The 24,886-nt window shown below is 63.7% G+C and carries 29 protein-coding genes; 13 read left to right on the top strand and 16 right to left on the bottom strand.

The window, feature by feature from the left end; translation table 11 throughout:
• Positions 1-80 precede the first annotated feature (80 nt).
• The 4 genes from ACNEOT_RS07155 to ACNEOT_RS07140 all read right to left on the bottom strand — a co-directional run bounded on the left by ACNEOT_RS07155 (position 81) and on the right by ACNEOT_RS07140 (position 3,040).
• The gene (locus ACNEOT_RS07155; protein WP_415973205.1) at positions 81-374 is read right to left on the bottom strand and encodes a DUF2516 family protein; all 294 of its coding nucleotides are present in this window, start codon (positions 372-374) and stop codon (positions 81-83) included.
• Between the two features lie 67 nt (positions 375-441).
• Positions 442-1,233: a YtxH domain-containing protein gene (locus ACNEOT_RS07150; protein WP_415973204.1), complete on the bottom strand. Its 792-nt coding sequence runs from the start codon at positions 1,231-1,233 to the stop codon at positions 442-444.
• Positions 1,226-1,693 carry a helix-turn-helix domain-containing protein gene (locus ACNEOT_RS07145; protein ID WP_045198858.1) on the bottom strand — a complete coding sequence of 156 codons (468 nt, stop codon included), beginning with the start codon at positions 1,691-1,693 and terminating at the stop codon, positions 1,226-1,228. Before ACNEOT_RS07145 ends, ACNEOT_RS07150 begins: the two co-directional genes overlap by 8 nt.
• A 72-nt stretch (positions 1,694-1,765) precedes the next feature.
• Entirely contained in the window at positions 1,766-3,040 is a 1,275-nt protein-coding gene (locus ACNEOT_RS07140; protein WP_415973203.1) for a DUF445 domain-containing protein, read from the bottom strand.
• 74 nt (positions 3,041-3,114) lie between these two features.
• Between ACNEOT_RS07140 and ACNEOT_RS07135 the strand changes: the two genes are divergently transcribed.
• Positions 3,115-3,855, top strand: coding sequence for a TetR/AcrR family transcriptional regulator (locus tag ACNEOT_RS07135; protein WP_415973202.1), 741 nt, complete (start codon positions 3,115-3,117; stop codon positions 3,853-3,855).
• Here the strand turns inward: ACNEOT_RS07135 and ACNEOT_RS07130 are convergent.
• Positions 3,852-4,025 carry a hypothetical protein gene (locus tag ACNEOT_RS07130; RefSeq protein ID WP_415973201.1) on the bottom strand — a complete coding sequence of 58 codons (174 nt, stop codon included), beginning with the start codon at positions 4,023-4,025 and terminating at the stop codon, positions 3,852-3,854. The two genes, ACNEOT_RS07135 and ACNEOT_RS07130, sit on opposite strands and share 4 nt — an antisense overlap.
• Before the next feature lie 62 nt (positions 4,026-4,087).
• Between ACNEOT_RS07130 and ACNEOT_RS07125 the strand changes: the two genes are divergently transcribed.
• Together ACNEOT_RS07125 and ACNEOT_RS07120 are read left to right on the top strand one after the other, a co-directional pair.
• A complete protein-coding gene (locus ACNEOT_RS07125; protein ID WP_415973200.1) occupies positions 4,088-4,633 on the top strand; it encodes a type 1 glutamine amidotransferase domain-containing protein in 546 nt (181 codons plus the stop codon).
• A gap of 16 nt (positions 4,634-4,649) precedes the next feature.
• Positions 4,650-5,645 carry an iron-siderophore ABC transporter substrate-binding protein gene (locus ACNEOT_RS07120; RefSeq protein ID WP_415973199.1) on the top strand — a complete coding sequence of 332 codons (996 nt, stop codon included), beginning with the start codon at positions 4,650-4,652 and terminating at the stop codon, positions 5,643-5,645.
• Positions 5,646-5,692: 47 nt separating this feature from the next.
• On the opposite strand, the gene ACNEOT_RS07115 is transcribed toward ACNEOT_RS07120, so the two are convergent.
• Positions 5,693-6,154, bottom strand: a complete 462-nt coding sequence (locus ACNEOT_RS07115; RefSeq protein ID WP_415973198.1) for a PPOX class F420-dependent oxidoreductase — start codon at positions 6,152-6,154, stop codon at positions 5,693-5,695.
• Between the two features lie 33 nt (positions 6,155-6,187).
• Here ACNEOT_RS07115 and ACNEOT_RS07110 point away from each other — a divergent pair, with 33 nt between their 5' ends.
• Positions 6,188-7,045 carry a polyphosphate kinase 2 family protein gene (locus ACNEOT_RS07110; RefSeq protein WP_415973197.1) on the top strand — a complete coding sequence of 286 codons (858 nt, stop codon included), beginning with the start codon at positions 6,188-6,190 and terminating at the stop codon, positions 7,043-7,045.
• Between the two features lie 108 nt (positions 7,046-7,153).
• Here the strand turns inward: ACNEOT_RS07110 and ACNEOT_RS07105 are convergent, their stop codons facing one another.
• From ACNEOT_RS07105 to aceA, 4 genes are all read right to left on the bottom strand, one after another.
• A complete protein-coding gene (locus tag ACNEOT_RS07105; protein WP_415973196.1) occupies positions 7,154-8,194 on the bottom strand; it encodes an NAD(P)-dependent alcohol dehydrogenase in 1,041 nt (346 codons plus the stop codon).
• 96 nt (positions 8,195-8,290) lie between these two features.
• Complete coding sequence (locus ACNEOT_RS07100) at positions 8,291-8,566, bottom strand: hypothetical protein (RefSeq protein ID WP_415973195.1); 276 nt, start codon at positions 8,564-8,566, stop codon at positions 8,291-8,293.
• Positions 8,567-8,657: 91 nt separating this feature from the next.
• The gene (locus ACNEOT_RS07095; RefSeq protein ID WP_415973194.1) at positions 8,658-9,533 is read right to left on the bottom strand and encodes a 3-hydroxybutyryl-CoA dehydrogenase; all 876 of its coding nucleotides are present in this window, start codon (positions 9,531-9,533) and stop codon (positions 8,658-8,660) included.
• A 163-nt stretch (positions 9,534-9,696) separates the two neighbouring features.
• Positions 9,697-10,986, bottom strand: coding sequence for an isocitrate lyase (gene aceA / locus ACNEOT_RS07090; RefSeq protein WP_415973688.1), 1,290 nt, complete (start codon positions 10,984-10,986; stop codon positions 9,697-9,699).
• A gap of 531 nt (positions 10,987-11,517) precedes the next feature.
• Here aceA and ACNEOT_RS07085 point away from each other — a divergent pair.
• Complete coding sequence (locus ACNEOT_RS07085) at positions 11,518-12,480, top strand: DUF559 domain-containing protein (protein ID WP_415973193.1); 963 nt, start codon at positions 11,518-11,520, stop codon at positions 12,478-12,480.
• An 81-nt stretch (positions 12,481-12,561) separates the two neighbouring features.
• Here ACNEOT_RS07085 and ACNEOT_RS07080 read toward each other — a convergent pair whose 3' ends face one another.
• Positions 12,562-12,966 (bottom strand): hypothetical protein, encoded by a 405-nt coding sequence (locus ACNEOT_RS07080; protein WP_415973192.1) that lies wholly within the window; start codon positions 12,964-12,966, stop codon positions 12,562-12,564.
• Between the two features lie 148 nt (positions 12,967-13,114).
• On the opposite strand from ACNEOT_RS07080, the gene ramB reads away from it, so the two are divergent.
• Together ramB and ACNEOT_RS07070 are read left to right on the top strand one after the other, a co-directional pair.
• Entirely contained in the window at positions 13,115-14,527 is a 1,413-nt protein-coding gene (gene ramB, locus ACNEOT_RS07075; RefSeq protein WP_415973191.1) for an acetate metabolism transcriptional regulator RamB, read from the top strand.
• Positions 14,528-14,543: 16 nt separating this feature from the next.
• On the top strand, positions 14,544-15,332 hold the full coding sequence (locus ACNEOT_RS07070) for an LLM class flavin-dependent oxidoreductase (RefSeq protein WP_415973190.1): 789 nt from the start codon (positions 14,544-14,546) through the stop codon (positions 15,330-15,332).
• A 7-nt stretch (positions 15,333-15,339) separates the two neighbouring features.
• Here the strand turns inward: ACNEOT_RS07070 and ACNEOT_RS07065 are convergent, their stop codons facing one another.
• Both ACNEOT_RS07065 and mqo read right to left on the bottom strand, forming a co-directional pair.
• Complete coding sequence (locus tag ACNEOT_RS07065) at positions 15,340-16,335, bottom strand: MBL fold metallo-hydrolase (RefSeq protein ID WP_415973189.1); 996 nt, start codon at positions 16,333-16,335, stop codon at positions 15,340-15,342.
• Between the two features lie 9 nt (positions 16,336-16,344).
• Positions 16,345-17,667, bottom strand: a complete 1,323-nt coding sequence (mqo, locus tag ACNEOT_RS07060; RefSeq protein WP_415973188.1) for a malate dehydrogenase (quinone) — start codon at positions 17,665-17,667, stop codon at positions 16,345-16,347.
• Positions 17,668-17,738: 71 nt separating this feature from the next.
• Between mqo and ACNEOT_RS07055 the strand changes: the two genes are divergently transcribed.
• On the top strand, positions 17,739-18,401 hold the full coding sequence (locus ACNEOT_RS07055) for a TetR/AcrR family transcriptional regulator (protein WP_415973187.1): 663 nt from the start codon (positions 17,739-17,741) through the stop codon (positions 18,399-18,401).
• Between the two features lie 78 nt (positions 18,402-18,479).
• Here the strand turns inward: ACNEOT_RS07055 and ACNEOT_RS07050 are convergent, their stop codons facing one another.
• From ACNEOT_RS07050 to ACNEOT_RS07040, 3 genes are all read right to left on the bottom strand, one after another.
• The gene (locus tag ACNEOT_RS07050; protein WP_415973186.1) at positions 18,480-18,812 is read right to left on the bottom strand and encodes a hypothetical protein; all 333 of its coding nucleotides are present in this window, start codon (positions 18,810-18,812) and stop codon (positions 18,480-18,482) included.
• Positions 18,813-19,141: 329 nt separating this feature from the next.
• Complete coding sequence (locus ACNEOT_RS07045; RefSeq protein ID WP_415973185.1) at positions 19,142-19,663, bottom strand: hypothetical protein; 522 nt, start codon at positions 19,661-19,663, stop codon at positions 19,142-19,144.
• Positions 19,660-19,872: a helix-turn-helix transcriptional regulator gene (locus ACNEOT_RS07040; RefSeq protein ID WP_415973184.1), complete on the bottom strand. Its 213-nt coding sequence runs from the start codon at positions 19,870-19,872 to the stop codon at positions 19,660-19,662. The genes ACNEOT_RS07045 and ACNEOT_RS07040 overlap by 4 nt, the downstream gene beginning before the upstream one ends.
• A gap of 180 nt (positions 19,873-20,052) precedes the next feature.
• Between ACNEOT_RS07040 and urtA the strand changes: the two genes are divergently transcribed.
• The 5 genes from urtA (at position 20,053) to urtE (ending at position 24,881) form a co-directional block, all read left to right on the top strand.
• Positions 20,053-21,327 (top strand): urea ABC transporter substrate-binding protein, encoded by a 1,275-nt coding sequence (gene urtA, locus ACNEOT_RS07035; protein WP_415973183.1) that lies wholly within the window; start codon positions 20,053-20,055, stop codon positions 21,325-21,327.
• A gap of 69 nt (positions 21,328-21,396) precedes the next feature.
• Positions 21,397-22,281, top strand: coding sequence for an urea ABC transporter permease subunit UrtB (gene urtB / locus ACNEOT_RS07030; protein ID WP_415973182.1), 885 nt, complete (start codon positions 21,397-21,399; stop codon positions 22,279-22,281).
• The gene (urtC, locus tag ACNEOT_RS07025) at positions 22,278-23,369 is read left to right on the top strand and encodes an urea ABC transporter permease subunit UrtC (RefSeq protein ID WP_415973181.1); all 1,092 of its coding nucleotides are present in this window, start codon (positions 22,278-22,280) and stop codon (positions 23,367-23,369) included. The genes urtB and urtC overlap by 4 nt, the downstream gene beginning before the upstream one ends.
• On the top strand, positions 23,366-24,196 hold the full coding sequence (gene urtD / locus ACNEOT_RS07020; protein WP_415973180.1) for an urea ABC transporter ATP-binding protein UrtD: 831 nt from the start codon (positions 23,366-23,368) through the stop codon (positions 24,194-24,196). Before urtC ends, urtD begins: the two co-directional genes overlap by 4 nt.
• Complete coding sequence (gene urtE / locus ACNEOT_RS07015; protein WP_415973179.1) at positions 24,189-24,881, top strand: urea ABC transporter ATP-binding subunit UrtE; 693 nt, start codon at positions 24,189-24,191, stop codon at positions 24,879-24,881. Before urtD ends, urtE begins: the two co-directional genes overlap by 8 nt.
• Positions 24,882-24,886 lie beyond the last annotated feature (5 nt).

Genomic DNA, 24,886 nt, shown 5'->3' with positions numbered 1-24,886 from the left:
AAATCCCCTCTACCTTCTATCCCCCCGAGCGGGTGCGGTAGAGGCTACGCCCAGCGCCTGACGAGCGTCGACGCGCCCGTCTACCAGCGAGGTCCGCGCTGAATGCTGTCGATCTTGGGACGGACGTCGACGAGGTACACGCACACTGCGACGACGCCGATGATGCCCAGGAATCCGATCACTCCGGAGACGAGGATGAGGAGCAGACCGATCAACAGGATGGCCAGCCAAGCGTTCTTGGTCAGCTTGTCCACGGCGGGGAAGGCATCTGCGCGCTGGCGCAGCGCGTGGAAGATCGCAAAGGCCGCGCCGACCACTCCGAGGATCTGGAGGAAGGTCAGGATGTAGTAGCTGAAACTGCCGGCGATACTCACGCGCGCCAGTGTACGAGAAACGACCCCTGCACCGTGCGGCGCAGGGGTCGTTTTCTTTACGAGTGCTTTAGCTGGTGGTCTTCTTGGCCGGAGCCTTCTTGGCCGGAGCCGGTGCGGTCTTCTTCGCAGCCGGTGCCGGTGCCGTCTTCTTCGCCGGTGCCGGAGCAGCCTTCTTGATCGGCGAGCTCGCGGTGCCGCGGGTCTTGGACTCGACCTTGCCCGCCACGCCGCTCACCTTGTCGGATGCCTCGACGGCCTTGTCCTTGGCCTCGTCGCCTGCTTCGTCGATGTTCTCGGCGAGCTCGTCGGCGGCCTCGGAGATGTCCTCGGCACCTTCACGAACCTTGTCCGACGCGAGGCCGGCCAGGGCAGCGGCTCGCTCGCCGACTGCGCGGGTCTGCGAGGCGACGGTTCCGAGGGCCTGCTCGGTGAGGTCGACGACGTCGTTGGCGGCGGAGTTGGCGCGCTCGAGGCCTTCTTCGACGGCCGGGGTACGGCGGATGCGCTCGACGGTCTCTTCGCCGCGCTCGGCCAGCGAGGTGTAGAGGTCCGAGGCAACCTTGAGGTATGCCTCGGCGACCTTGCGAAGCTCGTCCGGGGTGAAGCGTTCGCGCAGCTCGGCGATCTCGTCGGGGAGTTCTGCGGGCAGGTTCGCCAGACGCTCGCGAAGGCTTTCGACGCCCTCGGTGACCTCGTCGGAGAGGTCGGCAATGCGGGCGTTGACCTCGCTGGTGCGGCTCTCGGCGCGCGAACGCACCTGAGCGACGACGTCCGCTACTGCCTGGACAACGGCGTCGCCTGCACCGACGGCGGCGAAGATCGGGGTCTTGACGTTCTCGAAGTTCTTGGAATCAGACATCTGGTGTCTCCTGTTCGTCGGGTTCGGGCTCCTGCGTCGATTCGTTCTCGCGACAGAACGAGTCGTAGATCTCGATCAGCACTTGCTTCTGCCGTTCGGTGATGTGCTCATCGCCGAGCAGAGCTTCGCGCACCGGACCGTGGGGACGCGCTTCCAAGATCCCGGCCCGGACGTACAGCACCTCGGAGGAGACGCGCAGACCCTTGGCTATCTGCGCTAGTACTTCTGCGGACGGGTTGCGCAGTCCGCGTTCGATCTGGCTCAGGTAGGGGTTGCTCACTCCGGCCCGGCTGGCGAGTTGCCGCATCGATACCTGAGCGGCTTCCCGCTGTGACCGGATGTAACTCCCGATGTCCTGGGCCGCAGTTGTCACGACTGCAGCGACAAGATCCCCCGCCTCGGCGACGACCTGCGTCGCCTCGGTCGCCTTGGCGACCAGATCCCCCTCGTTCTCGGCCATCTCGGCCTCCTGTTTCGGTGTCCTACTGGACGGTACCGAAGGGTGCTAACTATTGCAAGCACTCTGCTAGCACTAATGTCCGAAGATCAGATCCGAGACCGTGTAGATGGCCAGACCGGCGATGGAACCGACGACGGTTCCGTTGATGCGGATGAACTGAAGATCGCGTCCGACCTGCAACTCGATCTTCTTGCTCGCTTCCTCGGCATCCCAGCGGGCGACGGTGTCGCCGATGATCGTGGTGATCTCGTCGGCGTAGTTCGCCGCGATGTAACTCGCTCCGCCGAGGAGCCAACCGTCGACCTTGCCGCGCAGTTCCTCGTCGTCGCGCAGCCGCACTCCGAGGTTGGCGGTGTTCTCCTTGATCTTGGTCCGCAGCGTGCTGGTCGGATCGTCCACCGACTCGGTGATCAGACGCTTGGCCACCTTCCAGGTTGCCGCGGCGAGACCGGTGATCTCCTCGCGCCCCATGATCTGGGCCTTGAGCTTCTCGGCCTTCTCGATGGTCGCCGGATCGTGCTGCAGGTCGTTGGCGTAGTCGACGAGAAACTTGTTCGCGGCCATGCGTACGTCGTGCTCGGGGTTGGAGCGAATCTTCCAGGTGAACTCGACGAGTTCCTTGTAGACCTTCTCCCCCAGCATGGTGTCGACGAACTTCGGCGACCAGTTCGGGGAGTCGCGCGCGACGACGCGATCGATCATCTCCTGACTGCCGAGTGCCCACTGGTGAGCACGCTCGGCGAGCATGTCGATCAACGGGAGCTGACGGTTCTCGCGGAGCAGTTCGTCGAGGATGCGGCCGATCGGTGGGCCCCACTTCGGATCGGCGAGCCGACGCACGATGGTGCTGTCGATGACGGCGGTGATGTCCTCGTCGTTGAGCACGTCGACGACGCCGTGCAACACGGTCGCCGCCTCGGCCGCGACGCGTTCGGCATTCTCGGGCTGGGCCAGCCAGGTGCCCAAGCGCAACGGAACCTGCGCCGACGCCACCTTCTCCGACACCACCTCGGGCGCCAGGAAATTGCTGCCGACGAAGGAGCTCAGACTCGCGCCCAGCTGATCCTTCTTCTTCTTGATCAGTGCCGTGTGCGGAATGGGGATACCAAGCGGGTGCTTGAACAGTGCCGTCACCGCAAACCAGTCCGCGAGTGCGCCGACCATGCCTGCTTCCGAGGCCGCGCGCACGTAGCCCACCCAGGCCCCCGCACCCGTCGACTCCTGCCACCGGCAGAACAGGTAGACGATCGATGCGAATACGAGAAATCCCGTCGCGACAGTTTTCATCTTGCGGAGGTCACGACGTTTGGTGTCGTCGTCGAAGTTCATCAGCTGCACAACCGACATTGTGCCCAGAAACGCACCGGATCAACCGGACGCAGCCTGCGACTGTGTCTCCGCAGGCGCATAGGGTGGTGGTCGTGGCGAGAAATACGACGGGGGCAGAACTGGACGAGTCCGAGCCGAGCGAGGACAAGCCGAAGGTCGAAAAGCCGGACGGCCGCAAGCGTCGGTGGCGTGAGCACAAGATCGCCCGACGCGAGGAGCTCGTCGACGGCACGTTGGCCGCGATCCGGTTGCGGGGCCGCGAGATCGGAATGGACGAGATCGCGTCGGAGATCGGTATCTCCAAAACCGTGCTCTACCGCTACTTCACCGACAAGAACGACCTGACCAGTGCCACGATGTCCCGGTACGTCGAGACCACCCTCGCGCCGCGCATCTACTCCGCGATTTCCCACGAGCTCGACGAGTACGAGCTGACCCGGGTGGTGGTGACGGCCTACGTCGAGACGGTGGCCACCGATCCCGAGGTGTACCTCTACGTCATGGCGAACAACGCCGGCAACAACCGTGACGTCGTCGCCGAGTCCGAGCGCATGATTGCCGAACTGCTCTCGACCGTCTTGGGTGAGCGTCTGCGCCAACGCGAGATGGATTCGGGCGGCTCGGTGCCGTGGGCATTCGCCATCGTCGGCGCAGTCCAGTTGGCCACGCACTGGTGGATCTCCAACAAGTCGATGTCCGCGGACGATCTGATCGACTACCTCTGCATGATGATGTGGGGCGGCATCCACGGAGTTGCCATGGCCGACGGCTCCCCCGCGAAATTCAAGTCGCAACCGCATCCGCTGGTCGACGACGAGCCGAACACGCCTTAGCGCTCGTACCCGTCGTCGTCGAGGGGTACTTCTGCTCGCTGGTCCAGAACGTCGCGGGCGTCGGCCTCGATGGGCAGATCATCCGCACTCGGCTCGGCTGGCTCGTCCGCGATCGGCAGATTCTGGAGGGCGCGATCCTCGGTCGGAGTTTCGATGGGTGATTCGCTCATGGGTCCATTCGTACCATCGCTTGCCAGTTTGGGATCGGTCCAGGTCGGACATTCGAACATGTATGACTACCGAAACCCTGACCGGACGCCGCATCGCCATTCTCGCTACCGACGGCGTCGAGCAAGTCGAATTGGTTCGGCCCCGCGAAGCCGTCGAAAATGCCGGAGCGACAGTCACATTGGTCGCACTCGACCACGGCGACATTCAAGCCATGGAGAGCGACGTCAATGCCGCCGACACCTTCACTGTCGACCGCGTCGTCGCCGAGGTCTCCGCGGACGACTTCGACGCACTGATTCTGCCCGGCGGCACCACCAACCCCGATCAACTGCGCGTCGACGCGGATGCAGTGAGGTTCGTCCGCGCATTCGTGCAGGCCCGCAAGCCCGTCGGCGTGATCTGCCACGGCGCCTGGACCCTCGTCGAGGCCGACGTTCTGAAGGGGCGGACGTTGACGTCCTACCCGAGCATCCGAACCGACCTGCGCAACGCCGGTGCCACCGTCGTGGACGAGGAGGTTGTGGTCGACGGCAACCTGGTCTCGAGTCGCAACCCCGACGACCTGCCCGCGTTCTGCGCGAGGATCGTCGAACACTTCCGCGCTTGATAGGTTAGCGTGCCCTATGCGCATTTCTCGTTCGTTGGCTCTGCCTGCAGCAGCTCTCGCCCTCGCACTCACCCTGACCGCATGCAGCTCCGACGGCAGTAGTTCCGAAGGCGGTGGTGCCGAACCGGCCGAGTCCGGCGGCACCGTCGTGACCGACATGTTCGGCGACGTCGACGTGCCGGCAAACCCACAGCGGGTGGTGGCGCTCGGTTGGTCGGACGCCGAAACCGCGTTGGCGCTGGGCGTACAACCCGTCGGAGCCAGTGACTGGCTCGCTGTCGGCGGAAACGGCCTCGGCCCATGGGTCGACGAGTCCTACGACACCGACCCCACGATCCTCGGCACCTACGACGTCGACATGGAATCGGTGGCGGCCCTCGCCCCCGACCTCATTCTGTGGACACGCAGCACCAACGACAAAGCCGTGTACGACGACCTCTCCGAGATCGCCCCCACCGTCGCAGCACCGCCCGGAACCGACATCGCCTACGGAACCACCTGGGCCGGACAGACGGAGATCGTCGCGCAGGCGCTCGGCAAAGTCGACGAAGGCAAGAAGCTCGTCGACGACACCCGAGCACTGTTTGCCGACACCGTCGCCGCCAACCCCGAATTCACGGACAAGACCGTGGCCGTCGGCACGCTCTACAGCGGACAGGTCGGTGCCTACGTCCGCGGCGACACCCGCGTCGACTTCCTCGAATCACTCGGCCTGACGAACACCCCGGCAATCCAGAACCTCGCCGAATCGGGCAAATTCAGCATCGAACTGTCCGAGGAGAACATCGCCGCCCTCGACGCGGATCTGACCGTCATGTTCCCCATCGGCAGCGGACCCGAGGTGATCACCGACAACCCGTCCATCCAAGGACTGCCCTCGGCGCGTGACGGCCGACTCGTGGTGCTCGGTGATCAGACCCTCTCCAACGCATTCTCGGCGGCCTCGGTCGCGGGTACCCGATACGCACTGAACAACGCCGTGCCACTGTTCGCAGCACCACTGAAGGGCTAGATCACACTCTCCCCGGCGGGCTTGTCACACTCTCCCCGGCGGGCTTGTCACACTCTCCCTGGCGGGAATCCACCCGCGGCGATCGGGCCCCAGGTGTCGATCACGATGCGTATCAACGACTTTCCCTGCTTCACCATCGCCGCGCGGTACTCGTCCCAGTCCGAGTGCTCGCCGGCGATGCTGCGGAAATACTCGACCAGAGGCTCGACGGCCTCGGGCAGATCGATGATCTCGGCCGTACCGTCCACCTGGACGTAGTCGCCGTTCCAGTCGTCGCTGTGCACCAGCACTGTGACGGCGGAATTGCGGCGGATGTTGAGCACCTTCGCACGCTCGGGGTAGGTGGCGATGACGATGCGGCCCTCGGAGTCCACTCCGGCGGATACCGGAGAGACCTGAAGGCCGTCGTCGCGCTTGCGGGTGATGAGGGTGTGGTGGTGTCGCGGCGATACGAATTCGAGCAGTTGCTCACGCGAGACGGTTTCGGCTTTTGCGATGGTAGGGGCCATGAATCCCATGGTAGAGAAGTAGTCTTCTCGCCTATGGCCGATAAGTCGAAACTGTGGACGTCTTCGCCCGTGGACGCATTGCGCGCCACCGCTTCTCCTCGGGTGGAGGACATCGATTTCACTGTCACCCCCGGATTCGCCGGATCCAAGTCCGACGGCAATGCCCTGCTCGCCGAGCGCGGCGAGGTTCTGGCCGCATTGCAGGAGAAGTTGTACGCGCACGGACGTACCGGTGGTTCTCGCTCGGTTCTACTGGTCCTACAGGGTATGGACACCGCTGGCAAGGGCGGGATGGTCAAGCACGTGATCGGGATGGTCGATCCTCAGGGCATCGACCTCGCCTCCTTCGGTGTGCCGACGCAGGAGGAGAAGCAACACCACTACCTGTGGCGCATCCGAAAAGCCCTTCCGCGGGCCGGTCGGATCGGCGTGTTCGATCGGTCGCACTACGAGGACGTTCTCGTCGTCGCCGTCCACGATCTGGTGCCCCGACAGGTGTGGGAAAAGCGTTTCGACGAGATCAACGTTTTCGAGAAGGAGCTGGTCGACGAGGGAACCATCGTCGTCAAGGTCGCCTTGTTCGTCTCGGCGGACGAGCAGAAGAAGAGACTGCAGGAGCGACTCGATCGACCCGACAAGCACTGGAAATACAACCCGGGCGACGTCACCGAGCGTGGCTTTCTACCGCAGTACCGGATGGCATATCAGCGGGTTCTGGATCGTACGGATGCCGACCACGCACCGTGGTACGTCGTTCCGGCGGACCGCAAGTGGTACAGCAGACTCGCCGTCACGGAGATCTTGATCGACGCTCTCGAAAAGCTCGATCTCGATTGGCCTGCAGCAGATTTCGACGTCGAGCACGAGAAGAAGCGGCTGGCCGAGAGCTGAACCCCCTTCGAAGGCGTGAATGGTCCATTGACCCCCTTCGAATGCGTGAATGGTCCATTGACCCCGTCTGGGCAGGTCGATGGACCATTCACGCGTACAAGGAGATAATTACAGCGTTGCTGCGTCGATCACGAAGCGGTAGCGCACGTCGGACTTGATGACGCGGTCGTATGCCTCGTTGATCTTCTCGGCCGGGATGACCTCGATCTCGGCACCGATGTGGTGCTCGGCGCAGAAGTCCAGCATTTCCTGAGTCTCGGCGATGCCGCCGACCATCGAACCGGCGAACGAACGACGGTTGGCCAGCAGGTTGAACGCGGGCACCTCGAGGGGCTTTTCGGGCACGCCCAACTCGACGAGGGTGCCGTTGCGGGCGAGCAGTCCGAGGTACTTGCCCATCGGCAGGTTCGCGGAGACCGTGTTGAGGATCAGGTCGAACTTGCCCTGCAGATCCTTGAGGGCGGTGGTGTCCTTGGTGGCGTAGTACTCGTCGGCACCGTAGGCCTTGCCGTCGGCTTCCTTGGCGTCCGTCTGGCTCAGCACGGTGACGTGAGCTCCGAGTGCGTGCGCGATCTTGACGCCGATGTGGCCGAGGCCGCCCATTCCGATGATGGCGACCTTCTTGCCCGGTCCGGCTCCCCAGTGCTTGAGCGGCGAGTACAGGGTGATGCCCGCGCACAGCAGCGGTGCCGCGACGTCGAGCTCGACGCCTTCCGGGATACCGAGGACGAACTTCTCCGTCACGACGATCTGGGTGGAGTAGCCACCGTGGGTGAACTCGCCCTCGTAGGTCTTCGAGTTGTACGTCTGGACGACGCCCTTGGTGCAGTACTGCTCGTCGCCGTCGAGGCAGGCCTCGCACTCACCACAGGAGTCGACGAAACAACCGACACCGACGCGATCGCCCACCTTGCGGCTGGTCACCTCGGAGCCGACCTCGGCCACGATGCCCGCGATCTCGTGTCCCGGAACGACGGGGTAGGTGGTGCCGCCCCACTCGTTGCGGGCGGTGTGAATGTCGGAGTGGCAGATGCCGGCGAACTTCACGTCGATCAGGATGTCGTTCGGTCCGAGCTCGCGTCGCTCGATAGTCACCTTCTCGAGCGGGGCGTCCGGAGCGGTGGCCTGGTAAGCGGTAGCTGAAGTCATAACTACATTGCTACCTACGCATCGATCCAAGCGCAAGGCAGCTACCGCCTCGACCAGGCTATTCCTGGTTCAAACGAGTCGTTCGCAACACTAACGTCAGCTGTTCTTGGCGATGTTCCCGCCGAGCCACAGCACATACGCGCCCAAGCCGACCAGTCCGATCTTGCGTGTCTTGGGGTTTGCGATAGCCACTCCGACCGCCAACTCGGTGGCTCCGTTGCGACTGATCCAGGTTCGAGTGTCCTTGGGGAACGGAAGCTTGGTGATTCCCTCGAACGCCTCGGGCACTACGAAGTGGGCGGCACCGGTGGCGGCCAACCCGATTCCGAATGCCTTGGGAACCAGACCGTTCGACTTCGTGGACTTGCTCACTGACACGCTCCCTGTGATCGAAGTGATTGCGTTCGCAGACCGACAATAGCGCCCTGCCCTCCGCCGCGTGGCGACCTGCCCACGACGGGCTCTACTTTGCGAAGCGACCGTTCTCGTACCGGTAGAACCCGGCTCCGGCTTTCTTGCCCACGTGCCCCGATTCGACCATCTGCAACAGCAACTGCGGTGCCGCGAACAGTGGCTCGCCGAACTCCGAATACATCGAGTCCGCAATGGCTTTCACCGTGTCGAGTCCGACGAGATCGGCGAGTGCAAGCGGCCCCATCGGGTGTGCGAGGCCGAGCACCGTCGCTTTGTCGACGTCTTCCTTGGTGGCGAATCCGGACTCGACCATGCGAATCGCCGAGAGCAGATACGGCACGAGCAACGCGTTGACCACGAAGCCCGAGCGGTCCGCGGAGCGCACGACCTGTTTGCCGAGGACATCGCCTGCGAAACGCTCGGCGCGGTCGGCGACTGCCGGTGAGGTCAGATCGGTGGTGACGAGCTCGACGAGTGGCAAGACCGGTACCGGGTTGAAGAAGTGCAGACCGACGACGCGTCCGGGTGACGTCGTCGCAGCTCCCAGACTCACGATGGGAATGGAGGAGGTGTTCGAGGCGATGACGGCGTCGGGGTCCGTGACGACCGAATCGAGCTCGGCGAAGATGTCGGCCTTGATTTTCTCGTCTTCGAATACTGCTTCGACGACGAGTTGGCGATCGGCAAAGTCCGCGAGATCGGACGTGAACCGGAGCCTCGCGGCGGCGTGCTCGCGCTCGCGTTCGGTGATCTTGCCGCTGCTGACTCCGCGGTCGAGCGACGCCAGGATGCGGGTGCGCCCGGCGCTCGTCAGTTCGCGGGTCTGTTCGTAGACCAACACGTCGACATGGGCGCGAGCACACACCTCGGCAATTCCGGCTCCCATCTGTCCGGCCCCGACAATCCCCACCCTCTCGACCGTCAAGGCAAACTCCTTCGAAATTAACTGCGCTGCAACAACTAGAGGCGAGATGGGGGTAACTCTTCCGGGGAACGCCCAAAACCCAGGTAAGACAGAACAGGCGGCCCGCAACGAAAGTTGCGGACCGCCTGACTAGTGCGCTAAAAGTCCGGGGAGGCGGGCTAGCTCAGTGGAACTGGCCTTCTTCGGTGGAGCCCTTCAGTGCAGCCGTCGAGGTGTTGGGGTCGACGGTGGTGGCGATGCGGTCGAAGTAACCGGCGCCAACCTCACGCTGGTGCTTGATGGCGGTGAAGCCACGCTCTTCGGCAGCCTTGAACTCGCGCTCCTGCAGGTCGACGAATGCGGTCATGCCTTCGCGGGCGTAGCCGTGTGCCAGGTCGAACATGCCGTAGTTGAGCGAGTGGAAGCCTGCGAGGGTGATGAACTGGAACTTGAAGCCCATGGCTCCGAGTTCCTTCTGGAACTTGGCGATGGTCGCGTCGTCAAGGTGCGCCTTCCAGTTGAACGAAGGCGAGCAGTTGTAGGCGAGCAGCTGGTCCGGGAATTCGCTGCGAACCGACTCGGAGAACTTCTTGGCGACCTCGAGATCCGGCACGCCGGTCTCCATCCAGATGAGGTCTGCGTACGGGGCGTAGGCCTTCGCACGGGCGATGCAGGGCTCGATGCCGTTCTTGACGCCGAAGAATCCTTCTGCGGTGCGGGTTCCGTCGAGGAATTCACGGTCGCGCTCGTCGACGTCGGAGGTGATCAGCGTGGCTGCCTCGGCGTCGGTGCGGGCGATGATGACCGACGGGACGTCGGCGACGTCGGACGCGAGGCGTGCCGAGGTCAGGGTGCGGATGTGCTGCTGGGTGGGGATCAGAACCTTGCCGCCGAGGTGGCCGCACTTCTTCTCCGAAGCGAGCTGGTCCTCCCAGTGCACGCCTGCAGCGCCGGCCACGATCATGGCCTTCTGCAGCTCGTAGGCGTTCAGTGCGCCACCGAAACCTGCTTCGGCGTCGGCAACGACCGGTGCGAGCCAGTTCTTGACGGACGTGTCGCCCTCGATCTTGGCGATCTCGTCGGCGCGCAGGAGCGCGTTGTTGATGCGACGCACGACCGAGGGAACCGAGTTGGCCGGGTAGAGGCTCTGGTCCGGGTAGGTGTGGCCCGAGAGGTTGGCGTCGCCTGCGACCTGCCAGCCGGAGAGGTAGATCGCCTGGAGGCCGGCGCGGATCTGCTGCACGGCCTGGTTGCCGGTGAGGGCACCGAGCGAGTTGATGTAGTCCTCGTTGTTGACGAGGTCCCACAGGATTTCGCTGCCGCGGCGAGCGAGGGTCGCTTCTTCGACCACAGTGCCCTGGAGGTCGGAGACCTGCTGTGCGGTGAAGTTACGGGTGACGCCCTTCCAGCGAGGGTTGGTGTCCCAGTCCTGCTGAATTTCGGCGATGGTCTTCGGGGTGCCGGTGGTCGACATCTTCAACTCCAGTCTCTCTGCTTCTCGGCCTGCCGCGAGACGAATCTTCACATCGTTGCCAGGCCCTTCTGGTGTACTCCAAAACAATGGCACACCCGAAAACATGCGTCTACCAGTTGTTAGTGCCAATCTTGGCTAGCTTTACCGACGCCGTTGCTAATGTTGCGAATTTTGGACCGCTGCCGACCGGCCCCAATCGACGACGCGGTTACTCGCCGGTAGCGACGAATCCCCTGTTGATGAACGCAATGAACAAAATCTCTTACCGGACGCTTGTACGGTTTGGCGCAGCCTTCTGAATCGAGTCAGACGATCGACTGAATGTGACTGACGTCACACGGACTTTATCTCACGATGTGGACACGGCACGAGGGGCTCCACTCGACGGATCTCTCACCGGGATCCCACGTCGAACACATCCCAGCGGAGCAGAACGTGGCCTCGTCCACAGGTACGCACCTGTCCACAGGGCAATCCATTCCCCCAGCTCGGCCATCAGAGGCCAACCCAGCGCTCCCCGACACTGCATCCATGCCACTCGACGACACAACCCCCGCACGCTCCGCTCCCAACCCCAACGGTCACTCCACAGGCTCCGCTCCCAACCCCAACGGTCACTCCAGAGGCTCCGCTCGCAACCCCAACGGTCACTCCGCAGGCTCCGCTCCCGGCGCTCCTGCCACCCTTCGACAGCTCGTCGCCTCAGGCCTGCATCCCAGCACCGTCTCGCGTCGGTTCACCCGCGTTCTGCCGCAGATTTACGTGAGAGGGCAACCATCGACGATGGATCGGTGTCATGCGATTTCGCTGTGGCGACCCGATGCGGTGCTCAGTCATCGTTCGGCTGCGTACCTGCGCGGCTGGACGACCGAGCCGTCCACTCTCGACGCAAGCGTCCCCCGCTCGTCCCGGTTGAGGCCACCGCCGTGGCTTCGGCTTCCCCGTCGCGCACTCGATTCCCGGCTCGTCGACGAGGTAGTGACTCTCCCCTGCACCACTCCTGCACAGACGATGCTCGACTGCATGGCGGTACTCCCCCGCGCCGAGGCCGAGTTGCTGATCGACGAACGCATGAAGTTCGGACTCGACCCGGCAGGGTTGCTCCGCCTGCTCGAGTGCCACCCGGGACGACGTGGCAACGCAGAGTTGGCTCGCCAGATTCGGCTGGCAGTAACCAGGTTCGCTTCGGAACCGGAGCGGGCTCTGGGGCGTGCACTGCATCGGATCGGACTGCGACTGGAGATGAATGCTGCAGTCGGTCCGTACGTCTGCGACCTCGTCGACCGCCGCAGCCGAACGATCATCGAAGTGGATGGACGCGAATTTCACAGCGCAGCAGAGGTGTTCAGCAAGGATCGCCGTAGACAGAACGCCCTGGCACTCGATGGCTGGTTGGTGCCGCGCTACTCGGCGTTCGATGTGCTCGCCGCGCCCGACTCTGTTGGGAACGAGATCGCATCGGTGATCAGGCGGCGTCGGGAATCGCGGCGATGACTGCACAAGATGCTCCACTCCCGACGCCCTGTGCGGGATTCATCGCACCCGAGCTTCGAAGTGGAGCACCCGTTGCCGAGATCAGATACGGACGCCGGTTCGGTCGTCACTGGTAGCAATCACCTGTGAGGTGATCGGTGCCCGACGCGAGGCGAGCACCCCGAGCGCGCCCATCGCTGCGATCACGAGTCCGCCGACGATGGCGAACAGGTCCGCGGCCAGCAGTCCGGAGGGGAACACCATCAGCGCGGGCGAGACTGCCAGCAGCAGGCCCAGGCCGACGTGGGTCCAGTGGCTCTGCCGGGACGAGGATCCGATGGCCCACAGCGCGGTCGACGCGGCGAGGATGCCGAGCACGAGGATCGCACCGGTGACTTCCTGGTCTCCCTGGACGGGAAGCCAGACGGTGGATGCGACGAGTACGGCTCCGGTGACGAATACGACGACGTCCCTGACGATTTCAGAAGTGCGCTGACGGTTGGACATGACCGGCTCCTCGATGTGCGTGATGAATAGCTCGTATACCGGTATACGCCTTTACTTCGGCTAATGTTCCCCAACTGCACCGAACTGTGATCCAGCAGCTAGTTGCCAATGCTGCTAAGAAATTTCTTCGCAGGCGTAACCTGACGATGTGTCCAAGACCTTCGTCGGCGTGCGGCTTCGGCAGCTCCGCAGCGAACGCAGCATGAGTCAGGTAGCGCTGGCTCAGAAGCTGGGAATTTCGGCCAGCTATCTCAACCAGATCGAGCACGACGTGCGCCCGCTGACGGTGCCGGTGCTGCTGCGAATCTCCGAGGTGTTCGGCGTCGACACGTCGTTCTTCTCGTCCGAGGACGACACCAGGTTGGTTGCCGAACTGCGCGAGGTAGCGCTCGACCAGGACATGGGTATAGACGCAGACGCGCACGAGATCGCTCAGATGGTCAGCTCGCACCCGCAATTGGCGAGGGCGATGGTCAACATGCACCGTCGATACCGCAATACGACGGCTCAGCTGTTGGCCGCGACCGAGGAACGATTCTCCGACGGCAGTGGCAGCGGGTCGATCAGCAAGCCGCACGAGGAAGTGCGCGACTACTTCTATCAGCGCCAGAACTATCTACACGAATTGGATACTGCAGCAGAGGCATTGACGTCGAGAATTCGTTTCCATCGCGCCGACGTCGGCGGCGAGATCGCCAAGCGGCTGCGGACGGTTCACGACGTGCAGATCGTCAATCGCATCGATCTCGGCGAGAACGTGCTGCACCGATTCGATCCGCAGACACGAGTGCTGGAAATCTCGCCGCATCTCTCCGGTGGGCAGAAGGTCTTCAGATACGCCGCCGAGCTGGCCTATCTCGAGTGCGGTGATCTGCTTCAGAAGATGGCCGACGAAGGCAATTTCACCAGCGAGGCGTCGAAGAAGCTGGCGGTGCTCGGCTTCGCGAACTACTTTGCTGCCGCGACGGTGTTGCCCTACCACCAGTTTCACGACGTGGCCGAGGATTTCCGGTACGACATCGAGCGGCTCTCGGCCTTCTTCTCGGTGAGCTACGAGACCATCTGCCATCGACTCTCCACCTTGCAGAGGCCCGAGTTGCGGGGGGTGCCATTTTCGTTCGTACGCGTCGACCGTGCGGGAAACATGTCGAAACGTCAGTCCGCCACGGGTTTTCACTTCTCGTCCAGCGGTGGTACGTGCCCGCTGTGGAACGTGTACGAGACGTTCGCCTATCCCGGCAAGATCATGACGCAGATCGCCGAGATGCCCGACGGCCGCAGCTACCTGTGGATCGCGCGCACCGTGGAGCGCCGTGCTGCGCGATACGGCCAGCCCGGCAAGACATTTGCCATCGGTCTCGGTTGCGAACTGCGCCATGCCGGACGACTCGTCTACGCCGACGGCCTCGATGTGCAGGGTTCGGCGGCCGCGACCCCGATCGGAGCGGGCTGCCGAGTCTGCGAGCGGTCCAATTGCCCCCAGCGCGCCTTCCCGCCACTGGGCAAGGACCTCGACATCGACGAGCACCGAAGTTCGGTGTCGCCCTACCTGGTCCGCTGAGACGAAGGAGAATGCAATGACGCGATTCGGTGTGGTGCTTCGACCCGAAATTGCTCCCGAGGTCGTCGTCGAGTTGGCGCGTACCGCCGACGATGCGGGCGTCGACGAGGTGTGGCTGTGGGAGGATTGCTTCTATTCCGGCGGATTGTCCACTGCTGCATCGATTCTCGCGAGCACCGATCGCGTGAACGTCGGAATAGGGGTGCTACCCACTCCGATGCGGAACGTGGCGTCGACGGCCATGGAGATCGCGACTGTGGCCCGGGTCCATCCGGGGAGGCTTCGCGTCGGACTCGGGCACGGTGTTCAGTCGTGGATGGCACAGATCGGCGCGCGAGTGCAGTCGCCGCTGACGTTGCTCGACGAGCAGATGACCGCATTGACCGCCCTGCTGGCCGGCGAGTCCGTCACCACGCACGGCAGATACGTCTCGCTCGAGAACGTCCAGCTGAATTGGCCTCCGCACCAAGCGCCGCCGCTCCTGGTCGGTGCGACGGGACCGAAGACTCTCGCGCTGAGCGGTCGCACCGGCACCGGAACGATCCTCACGAGCGAGACGACCCCGGAGCAGCTCCGCTCCGCGGTCGAACACATCGACGGGGGCCCCGATCACGACGTGGTCGTCTACGTCTCCTGCAATTCCGCTGCCGATGCGACTCCGAGCTCCGTGCAGCGGTGGATCGACGCCGGCGCGACCACCGTGGTGCTCGAACCAGCCGCGGATCGATCGGATCTGTCGGCTCTCTTCGCAGAGGCGGCGTCGTTGACGGAGAATTTCGGCAAGGAGGAGATGCACTCGCGGTGAGCGAAACCTACTGCTCCCGTAAGAACCGGCCCGCGTCCGCGAACGCCCGTGCTCGACGCGTCAGCGTGGGTGGAGCAGGCGATTCACCTCGCCACAGCCGGTAGAGCGTGCTCATGCTGAGGATGAGTCGTTCCGGTGAGTCCCAGTGCGCGTACTGACCGAATTCGGGTGACTTGAGTAGGTTGAGTGCCGCCTCGGTGGCGTCGAGTCCTGCGTCGAAGCAGTGTCGGCCGACCTCGGCGACCCAGGTCCAGTAGTTGCGGACAGCGCGGATCTCTTCGGTGCCGCACAGGGGTCCGTGGCCGGGGACGTAGACGGCGGCATCGAGATCGAGGAGGTGGTCGAGGGCGTCGATCCAGTTCTGCAGCGGGCCGTGCCAGAGCACCGGGGTGGCGTCGATGAACAGAAGGTCGCCGGCGAACACGACTCCGACGTCGGGCAGGTGGGCGATGAGGTCGCCTTCGGTGTGCGCCGGGCCCAGGTAGCGCATGTGGACGGATCTTCCTGCCACGTCGATGGTTTCGGCGGTTTCGAAGGTGTGGTCGGGCAGCCGGGGCAGGGTCTTGGGGAAGGTGGCGTCTCCGCGGACTCTGTTCATGTACGAGCCCAGTGCGCCGACCGGTCCCGGCACCCAACCGACCTTCGCGCCGAGGGAGGCGAACGCGGACACTCCTTTCGGAGGAGTCTCCTCCTTCATCGCGTGCAGTGACGCTGCGCTGGTGGTGATGCGAGCCGTGGCGGGGACGGTGTCGTTTCCCCACCAGTGATCACCGTCGGAGTGGGTGTTGAGCACCTCGGTGATCGGCGCATCGGCGACGAGTTTCGCAGTGTCGGCCGCTACCCGTTCCGCCCAATTCACGTCCCAGACGGTGTCGATCAGCATCGATGCGGACCCCGGAGCCACGATCAGTCCGGTGTTGGTCTGTCCCCAACTACCGGGCGGCCGCATGAATGCCCAGGTGTCGTCGGCGATCTGTTCGTATCCAGCCTCTGTGTCTGCCACCGCCACAGGCTAGCCGGTGAGCAGCTCCCGCAGGCGGGAGTCCCACTGTCGTTCCGGGAAGCACCGATTCATCAGCTCGACCATGATGGGGACGGCTGTGGATGCACCGGGAGATGCGCCGAGTACGGAGGCGATCGTGCCGTCCTGCGAGGCAACCACTTCGGTGCCGAACTGCAGGGCACCATTCTTTACGATCTGGGCTCGCTGACCGGCGCTGGTGACGGACCAGTCCGCGGAATCGGCGCACGGAAGAAATTCACGCAGCGCGGCGATCTTCTTCCCTCGCGTGGCAGTCAGCTCCGAGAGCAGGAGCCCGATCAACGGTGTGTTGGTGCGGGCCATCGACAGCAGCGAGCCGACGTTGTCGCGGGTGATCGAACTCGGAAGGTCCATCAGGGATCCGTGTTTCAGAAATTTGGGGTTCGCCCCGGCGTACGGTCCGAAGAGCACGGATCGCTGCCCGTCGACAATTCGAGTGTCCAGGTGCGGCACCGACATCGGCGGGGCACCTATGGGCGGCGTGCCGTACACCTTGGCGTCGTGCCGGTCGACCACCTCGGGTCGATCGCAGCGCATGAATTGCCCACTGATCGGCAGCAGCCCGTAGCCGCGCGCCTCGGGAATGCCGGCTCGGCGCAACAGCTTCAGAGCCCAGCCGCCCGCCCCGACGAACACGAAGCGGGCTCGCTCCACCGGCCGACCGCCGTGCACGTCGAGCCGCCACGATCCGTCTGAATCCTGGGTCAGACCGCGCACTTCACGGCCCGTCTCCACGCTCGCGCCGGCGAGGGACATGGCGTCGAACAGCTGACGCGTCGCTGCCCCGAAATCGACGTCTGTGCCCGTCACATCGCGGGTCGCCGCCCACGGACCCGCCCTACCCTCGGCCACCAGGGGTGCCCAATGATGCAGCATCGCAACGTCTTCCGTGTATTCCATGGCCTCGAACAGCGGGTGCGCACTCAACGCGCGATGCCGTGCGCGCAAGAACTCGACATCGGCGGCACCTCGAACGAGCGTCATGTGCGGCACCGGTCGCACGAACTCGGACCGGGGCAATGTGGACCAGAATCGCCGCGTGATCGCGAACTGTCGGGCAATCGCCACTGCTCGATCGACGTCGATGGATCCGTCGGAACGCTCTGTCGTGTAATTGGTCTCGCACAGACCGGCATGGCCGGTGCCGGCGTTGTTCCATCCGTCGGATGCTTCGGCAGCTAGTCGAGGCAACCGTTCGAGTACCCGGATCGACCAGTTCGGTTCCAGCCTCTGCATCAGCGTCCCGAGTGTTGCGCTCATGATCCCGCCCCCGACGAGGATGACGTCGTCCATCTGCAGCTCCCTTTCTCGTACTAAGTACAAGTGACGCTAGCACCGACTCGTACACCTGTATAGTTACGCCGATGCCACGCCTGACCAGGACTGCCGTCGTCGATGCCGCGCTGGACGTTGCATACCGTCGCGGACTGGACTCGCTCACCATTCGAAAGATCGCCGCCGAACTCGACGTCTCCCCCATGGCGATCTACTGGCACGTGAAGAACAAGGACGAGCTTCTCGACGCCATGGGCGACCGCGTCTGCCAGGACCTCGAGATCACCGTCGATCCCACCGCCCCATGGTGGGAACAACTACGCACCATCCACGAAGACTTCATGCGTGCCTTGCGCGCCCACCCCGGCGCAGCGACCATCGTGGTACCGCGAATGCTGTTCTCCCCCAACAGTAGAGCGGCGATGGAGCTCGGCCTGAAACTGCTGGGCGAGGCCGGTTTCTCCATCCCCGACGCCACCCAGCTCGCTCGTCAGGGTGTTCGGGTCGCCATTTCGCTGATCACGGAGCCCCTGTTCACGGGTGTCGAAGTCGAGCCGGCGCGCCGGGCACACGTCGAGCAGGAGGTGGCGTCGACGATGGAGTCTCTGGATCCCGAGAAGTTCCCGAACATTCTCGCTGCGGCCCCGCATCTCAGCGACGTCAGCGCTCGGGCGGCGTTCGAGAAGCTCGGCCTCGACACGTACATCGCGGGCGTTCGGGCCCTCGCCGCGGAGGGTGGGATTTCCGACTAGCGCGTCGGAGAGATCGGACGTTCGGAGACGATGCCGACCCCGAAAGATCTGCCCGCTGTCACACCCAACAGAGGTGGTTCAGCTGACCGAGCTGCGACGAACCTCGAGCTGCTCACCGACGAGGACAGTCTGCGATTCGGTCACGCAGTCCAAGCGTCCGTCGAGACGCAGTGAGACGTTGTATTCCCCCTGCTTGAGGTTGAACGTGGTGATGGTGACGCTGGTGGCGTTCTCGTCGACGATCACGCGGTGACTCAGCGACAGCATGCCGTTGTGCAGAACTTCGCACATCTGCCCCGGTAGGACGTTGTCGACGTGAACCGTGATGGTCTTGGGTCCGCCGAGAACCTCGATGGTGGGCTGCGGCGTGCTCGATCCGACGAGCCTGAGGTAACTCTTGTCTTTGCGCACGGCCTCGACTTCCCTGTTTACGTGCTCCACCCGAGGGTGAACGTTCGATGTGGTCTCGTTGGTGCTTCGGGGCGCGATAGAAGGCGGATTGGTTTCACACGTCGTCATCGGCCTCGACCCGAGCCTCTCTTTACATCGGGGGCGTAACCGTCCGCGTTACGAACCCGCCTCCGACCAGCCCACCCACGGCCGCCGACACCAGGGAATCTCGATGTCATCGGTCAGAACATACCCCTCGCACCTCGGTTCTGCGAACGGACTGATCGAACCGAGACCTTTACGTATCCTTGCACCCTGTAAAACTCCGCGCGGCTGATTCGCGACGCCATTCATTCATCCGAATCGAACGCCTGCTGCTCGGCCACCTCCGCCGCACGCTCTATACGGCGCTGCCGACGCTGATGCATCTTGATGCCCACAACTGCCACCGCCAGACCCAACGGCGCACCGATCGCGGCTCCGAACGCCACGGGGCCGAGATCACCGTCGCCGTAATGGGCCAACAGACGCACCATCGATCCGCATCCAGTGAGAACTGTGAGCACGCCTGCAAACGCAATGCGAGCGCGCCGGAACTCCTGCGAGGTGTACATATCGATTCCCCGCGCCCGTGAGTAGGCCAACACCACGAAAGACACGGAAGTCAGCGCAACGAAGATGCCCAACGCCACCCAGGCCCCCGTGACGCCCGCCGCCCACGGCAGTACGGCACCTGTGATCAACCCGATCCAAAGCAAGGACTGAAATCCGACGGCTGAGGCCTCATTCCAGGCGTCGCGTTGGAGTTCGTCGGCGTAGAACTCGTCGTCGAGGTCGCCGACGAATCGCGCCGCTTTGACGAATGCGCTCATGGTGTTGCCTCTCCTTCGTCTCCGAACAGTGTTTCCACCGTCGTATCGAGTGCGCGGGCCAATCGCAGTGCCAGGTAGACGCTCGGTGCGTAGTCGCCGCCTTCTACCGAGACGATGCTCTGACGGCTCACTCCGCAGATGGTGCCGAGTTCGGCCTGGGTGATGCGTGCCCGTTTGCGGTGTTCACGGACGTTGTTCGATCCGGGCATGCTCAAAAGTCAACTCTGCTTGTCAAAAAATGTCAAGCCTTCTTGTCATCCGAGCTGATTTACGTCCACGTAACGCGGGAAACAGACTCGTCACCGCAGAAAATACCAACGCAATACTTTCCCTTTACTGTTCGCAATCGCGAATACATCTCCGTATACAAACTTCCGAAAGGGCCGTAGATGCCTGCTGTTTCGAAGCGCATGTCCGTCAAGCGCGTCATGGTCGTTCCCGCAGCGCTGGCTGCATTGAGCCTGGTCGCCACCGCCTGCGGAAGCAAGGCGAGCGACACCACCTCCGCCGAGGGTGGTGGATCTGCAACCTCGTGTGTCGACACCTCCGGTGACACCATCAAGGTCGGCTCGCTCAATTCCCTCTCCGGCACCATGGCGATCAGCGAAGTGACGGTGCGTGATTCGATCGCACTGGCCGTCGAACAGATCAACGCCTCCGGTGGCGTCAACGGCAAGCAGATCGAGGTCGTGGCCGAGGACGGCGCGTCCGAGCCCACGGTGTTCGCCGAGAAAGCCGAGAAACTGATCAGCAGCGACTGTGTCGCAGCGGTTTTCGGCGGCTGGACGTCGTCGAGCCGTAAAGCGATGCTGCCCGTGTTCGAGGACAACGACGCGCTCCTCTACTACCCCGTGCAGTACGAGGGCCTCGAGGCGTCGAAGAACATCTTCTACACCGGTGCCACCACCAACCAGCAGATCATCCCGGCCCTGGATTACCTGAAGGAGAAGGGCGTCGAGTCGCTGTACCTCGTCGGCAGCGACTACGTCTTCCCGCAGACCGCCAACCGCGAGATCAAGGCCTACGCCGCCGCGAACGGCATCGAGATCAAGGGCGAGGACTACACCCCGCTCGGCTCCACGGACTTCTCCACCATCGTCAACAAGGTGCGCTCCGCCGACGCCGATGCGGTGTTCAACACCCTCAACGGCGATTCGAACGTTGCGTTCTTCCGTGAGTACACCAACGCCGGCCTCAAAGCTGCTGACATGCCGGTCATCTCGGTCTCCATCGCCGAGGAAGAGGTCGCCGGCATCGGTGCGGCCAACATCGAGGGACAGTTGACCGCCTGGAATTACTACCAGACCGTCGACACCCCGGAGAACAACAAGTTCGTCGCCGATTACAAGGCGAAGTACGGTGCCGACAAGCCCACGTCGGACCCCATGGAAGCGGCGTACACCTCGGTGTACCTGTGGAAGAACACCGTCGAGAAGGCCGATTCCTTTGCGGTGGCGGACATTCAGGCCGCGGCCGACGGAGTCAGCTTCGCCGCGCCCGAGGGCGAGGTCGTCATCGACGGCGACAACCACCACATCTCCAAGACCGCACGGATCGGTGAAATCCGGCCCGACGGACTGATCTACACGGTGTGGGAGTCGCCGGAGCCGATCGCACCCGATCCGTTCCTCGAGACCTACGACTGGGCCGCCGACCTCAACTGACCATCCCCTCGTGCGCGTTTTGCGTAGCTCTGGCTACGCAAAACGCGCACGAGCTCCGAAGGAGCCCCCATGGACGTCGTGATCGGACAGTTGTTCACCGGCCTGTCGATCGGATCCATTCTTCTCCTCGCCGCCCTCGGGCTCTCACTGACGTTCGGTCAGATGGGCGTCATCAACATGGCGCACGGCGAGTTCATCATGGCCGGTTCGTACACGGCCTACGTGGTGCAGCAGATCGTCTCCACCGGCGGCGCATCACTGTTCATCTCACTGATCGTCGGCTTCCTCGTCGGCGGTGCCATGGGAGTGTTGTTGGAGGTCACGCTGATTCAGCGCATGTACCACCGACCGCTCGACACCCTGCTCGTCACGTTCGGCGTCGGGCTCATCCTGCAGCAGCTCGCGCGGGACATCTTCGGAGCACCAGCGGTCAACGTCGTATCCCCTGCATGGTTGACCGGCGGCGTCGACATCCTCGGTGCCGTGGTTCCCAAGACCCGAATCTTCATCCTCGTGCTTGCGGTCGTCGCCGTTGTCGCACTGTCGATCGCGTTGAAGAAGACCGCGATGGGTCGACGCATCCGCGCGGTGGTGCAGAACCGCGATCTCGCGGAAACCTCGGGCATCTCGAGCCGCAGGACCGACATCTCGACGTTCTTCCTCGGCTCAGGCCTCGCCGGTGTTGCCGGCGTCGCACTCACCCTGATCGGTTCCACCAGTTCCACTGTGGGGCAGAGCTATCTGATCGACGCCTTCCTCGTGGTCGTCGTCGGCGGCCTCGGCCAGATCAAGGGTGCGGTCATCGCGGCCTTCGCTCTCGGCATCCTCAACTCGTTCATCGAGTACAGCACCACGGCCTCGATCGCCAAGGTCATCGTGTTCGTCCTCATCGTGATCTTCCTGCAGGCCCGCCCGCAGGGCTTGTTCGCCGTCAAGACAAGGAGCCTGGTATGAGCGAGTTCATCGCCAAGCGCGGCGCTCTGGTGGGATTCGCGCTCGCGGCGATTCTGCTGTTCGCCGTCGCTCCGGCCGTCCTCAGCGAGTTCCGGCTGAACCTGTTGGGCAAGTTCATCTGCTACGCCATCGTGGCCGTCGGCATCGGATTGGCCTGGGGGCGTGGCGGAATGCTCACGCTCGGTCAGGGTGTCTTCTTCGGTATCGGCGCCTACATCATGGCCATGCACCTGAAGATCTCCGACGCCGATCTGCGCGGCGACGCAGTACCGGACTTCATGTCGATCGCCGGAATTCGCGAACTGCCCTCCTACTGGGTGCCGTTCACCTCGCCGATCACCACGATCCTGGGCGTCCTGTTCGTGCCCGCCCTGGTGGCACTGGTGCTCGGCCTCGGCGTGTTCAAGCGTCGGGTCAAGGGCGCGTACTTCGCCATCCTCAGCCAGGCCCTCGCCGCCGCCTTCGCGATTCTGCTCATCGGGCAGCAGACCACCGGCGGATCGAACGGCCTCAACAGGTTTCGCACGTTCTTCGGGTTCAACCTCAACGATCCCGCCAACAAGCAGATGCTCTTCTTCATCGCCGCAGGCGTACTGCTCGCCGTCGTTGCCATCACCCGCCAGCTGATGTACTCGCGCTACGGCGAACTGCTGGTGGCGGTGCGCGATCAGGAGGAGCGGGTCCGCTTCCTCGGTTACGACCCGGCCAACGTCAAGATCGTGGCCTACGTGGCCGCGGCGTTCTTCGCGGGTCTTGCAGGGGCACTGTTCGTTCCGATCGTGGGCATCATCTCCCCCAACGACGTCGGCATCGTCCCGTCCATCGCATTCCTCATCGGTGTGGCCATCGGCGGGCGCACCACCCTGCTCGGTCCGGTCCTCGGCGCACTCGGTGTCGCCTGGGCTCAGACCACGCTGTCCGAGCAGTTCCCGTCCGGCTGGACGTACGCGCAGGGTCTGCTGTTCGTGGTGGTCGTCGGGTTCTTCCCCGCCGGTATCGCAGGACTGTTCGCACTGCGTAAGCGAAAGAAGGAAGTCGAACCGGTCCCCGAGCCGAGCGAAGAGCCAGAGAAGGAACTGACGCGATGATCCATGTCGAAGGCCCGCAACCCACATTCGGCGGCAATGCCGGAATGTCGAGTCAATACCTCGAAGTACGTGACCTGACAGTCAGTTTCGACGGCTTCAAGGCCAACACCAACGTCGATCTGACGCTCATGCAGGGCGATCTGCGCTTTCTCATCGGGCCCAACGGAGCAGGCAAGACCACACTGATCGACGCCATCACCGGCCTCGTCCCGGCCACCGGCTCGGTCACGAAGTCCGGGGTGGAACTGCTCGGCAAGAAGGTGCATCAGATCGCCCGCCTCGGCATCGGCCGAACCTTTCAGACCGCCAGCATCTTCGAGAATTTGACGGTATTGCAGAACCTGGATATCGCTGCCGGGTCCGGTCGGTCGGTGCTGACGATGTTGCGTCGTCGAGGATCGGTGCTGCCCCGGATCGAGGAGGCTCTCGAGACCATCGGCCTGACGGCCGAGCGCGACAAGCCGGCGGGAATCCTCGCGCACGGGCAGAAGCAGTGGCTCGAAATCGGAATGCTGTTGGTGCAGAACGCCGACGTGCTTCTGCTCGACGAGCCGGTCGCCGGTATGAGCCACGAGGAACGCGAGGAGACGGGCCGGCTGCTGCAGCGCATCGGCGGTGAACGGACCGTGGTGGTGGTCGAGCACGACATGGACTTCATGCGCATGTTCGCCACATCGGTGACGGTGTTGGCTGCCGGGCGGGTGCTGGCCGAGGGCACCGTGGCCGAGGTGCAGGCAGATCCGAAGGTCCAAGAGGTGTATCTCGGAACCGCAGCGGCGGGCGAGGAATTGGATCACATCGCGGAAAAGGGAGCCGATCATGCTTGAACTGGTGGATGTGCGTACCGGTTACGGGCGCAGCGAAGTGATTCACGGCGCGTCACTGACGGTTCCGGCCGACGGTGTCGCGGCAGTGATGGGGCACAACGGTGCAGGCAAGACGACGCTGCTGCGGGCAGCGGTAGGACTGCTGAAGGTCAACTCCGGCAAGGTCATGTTCGACGGCGAGGACGTGAGCGCGTTGCGGCCCAGTGCCCGCGTCGCCCGCGGCCTCGCCTACGTACCGCAGGGGCAGCAGTCGTTCGGCCAGCTGACGACGGCCGAAAATCTTCAGGTGGTTGCGGACGGTCGTAAGCGCGGCAAGGCTCTCGTCGACGAGGCACTCGATCTGTTTCCGGCGTTGAAGGAATTGCTCGGTCGCAGAGCAGGATTGCTCTCGGGTGGGCAGCGTCAGCAGCTCGCGATCGCGCGGGCACTGATCACCGAACCTCGGATGCTGATCCTGGACGAGCCGACCGAGGGCATCCAGCCGTCGGTCGTCGCCGAGATCGAGCGCACCGTCATCGAGCTGACCCGCCGCGGCGGTCTCGGAGTGCTGTTGGTGGAGCAGCACATCGGTTTCGCATTGGAATCTGCCCAGAGGTACTACATTCTCGAGGCCGGCCGGATCACGTCCACCGGTGTGGGCGGAACCGAGTCCGAGGCAGACGTCCGCGCAGCCATGGCAATCTGACCGGA

The sequence above is a fragment of the Rhodococcus sp. 077-4 genome (genome assembly GCF_047782425.1).
In the GTDB taxonomy this organism is placed as follows: domain Bacteria; phylum Actinomycetota; class Actinomycetes; order Mycobacteriales; family Mycobacteriaceae; genus Rhodococcoides.
This window is presented reverse-complemented; position numbering and strand designations above follow the sequence as displayed.

What these genes read in the sequence shown, in the direction of transcription:
- ACNEOT_RS07150 (WP_415973204.1), bottom strand. Translation starts at nt 1,233, where the DNA reads ATGTCTGATTCCAAGAACTTCGAGAACGTCAAGACCCCGATCTTCGCC.
- ACNEOT_RS07145 (WP_045198858.1), bottom strand. Translation starts at nt 1,693, where the DNA reads ATGGCCGAGAACGAGGGGGATCTGGTCGCCAAGGCGACCGAGGCGACG.
- ACNEOT_RS07140 (WP_415973203.1), bottom strand. Translation starts at nt 3,040, where the DNA reads ATGTCGGTTGTGCAGCTGATGAACTTCGACGACGACACCAAACGTCGT.
- ACNEOT_RS07130 (WP_415973201.1), bottom strand. Translation starts at nt 4,025, where the DNA reads ATGAGCGAATCACCCATCGAAACTCCGACCGAGGATCGCGCCCTCCAG.
- ACNEOT_RS07125 (WP_415973200.1), top strand. Translation starts at nt 4,088, where the DNA reads ATGACTACCGAAACCCTGACCGGACGCCGCATCGCCATTCTCGCTACC.
- ACNEOT_RS07120 (WP_415973199.1), top strand. Translation starts at nt 4,650, where the DNA reads ATGCGCATTTCTCGTTCGTTGGCTCTGCCTGCAGCAGCTCTCGCCCTC.
- ACNEOT_RS07115 (WP_415973198.1), bottom strand. Translation starts at nt 6,154, where the DNA reads ATGGCCCCTACCATCGCAAAAGCCGAAACCGTCTCGCGTGAGCAACTG.
- ACNEOT_RS07110 (WP_415973197.1), top strand. Translation starts at nt 6,188, where the DNA reads ATGGCCGATAAGTCGAAACTGTGGACGTCTTCGCCCGTGGACGCATTG.
- ACNEOT_RS07105 (WP_415973196.1), bottom strand. Translation starts at nt 8,194, where the DNA reads ATGACTTCAGCTACCGCTTACCAGGCCACCGCTCCGGACGCCCCGCTC.
- aceA (WP_415973688.1), bottom strand. Translation starts at nt 10,986, where the DNA reads ATGTCGACCACCGGCACCCCGAAGACCATCGCCGAAATTCAGCAGGAC.
- ACNEOT_RS07085 (WP_415973193.1), top strand. Translation starts at nt 11,518, where the DNA reads ATGCCACTCGACGACACAACCCCCGCACGCTCCGCTCCCAACCCCAAC.
- ACNEOT_RS07080 (WP_415973192.1), bottom strand. Translation starts at nt 12,966, where the DNA reads ATGTCCAACCGTCAGCGCACTTCTGAAATCGTCAGGGACGTCGTCGTA.
- ACNEOT_RS07070 (WP_415973190.1), top strand. Translation starts at nt 14,544, where the DNA reads ATGACGCGATTCGGTGTGGTGCTTCGACCCGAAATTGCTCCCGAGGTC.
- mqo (WP_415973188.1), bottom strand. Translation starts at nt 17,667, where the DNA reads ATGGACGACGTCATCCTCGTCGGGGGCGGGATCATGAGCGCAACACTC.
- ACNEOT_RS07055 (WP_415973187.1), top strand. Translation starts at nt 17,739, where the DNA reads ATGCCACGCCTGACCAGGACTGCCGTCGTCGATGCCGCGCTGGACGTT.
- ACNEOT_RS07045 (WP_415973185.1), bottom strand. Translation starts at nt 19,663, where the DNA reads ATGAGCGCATTCGTCAAAGCGGCGCGATTCGTCGGCGACCTCGACGAC.
- ACNEOT_RS07040 (WP_415973184.1), bottom strand. Translation starts at nt 19,872, where the DNA reads ATGCCCGGATCGAACAACGTCCGTGAACACCGCAAACGGGCACGCATC.
- urtA (WP_415973183.1), top strand. Translation starts at nt 20,053, where the DNA reads ATGCCTGCTGTTTCGAAGCGCATGTCCGTCAAGCGCGTCATGGTCGTT.
- urtB (WP_415973182.1), top strand. Translation starts at nt 21,397, where the DNA reads ATGGACGTCGTGATCGGACAGTTGTTCACCGGCCTGTCGATCGGATCC.
- urtC (WP_415973181.1), top strand. Translation starts at nt 22,278, where the DNA reads ATGAGCGAGTTCATCGCCAAGCGCGGCGCTCTGGTGGGATTCGCGCTC.
- urtD (WP_415973180.1), top strand. Translation starts at nt 23,366, where the DNA reads ATGATCCATGTCGAAGGCCCGCAACCCACATTCGGCGGCAATGCCGGA.
- urtE (WP_415973179.1), top strand. Translation starts at nt 24,189, where the DNA reads ATGCTTGAACTGGTGGATGTGCGTACCGGTTACGGGCGCAGCGAAGTG.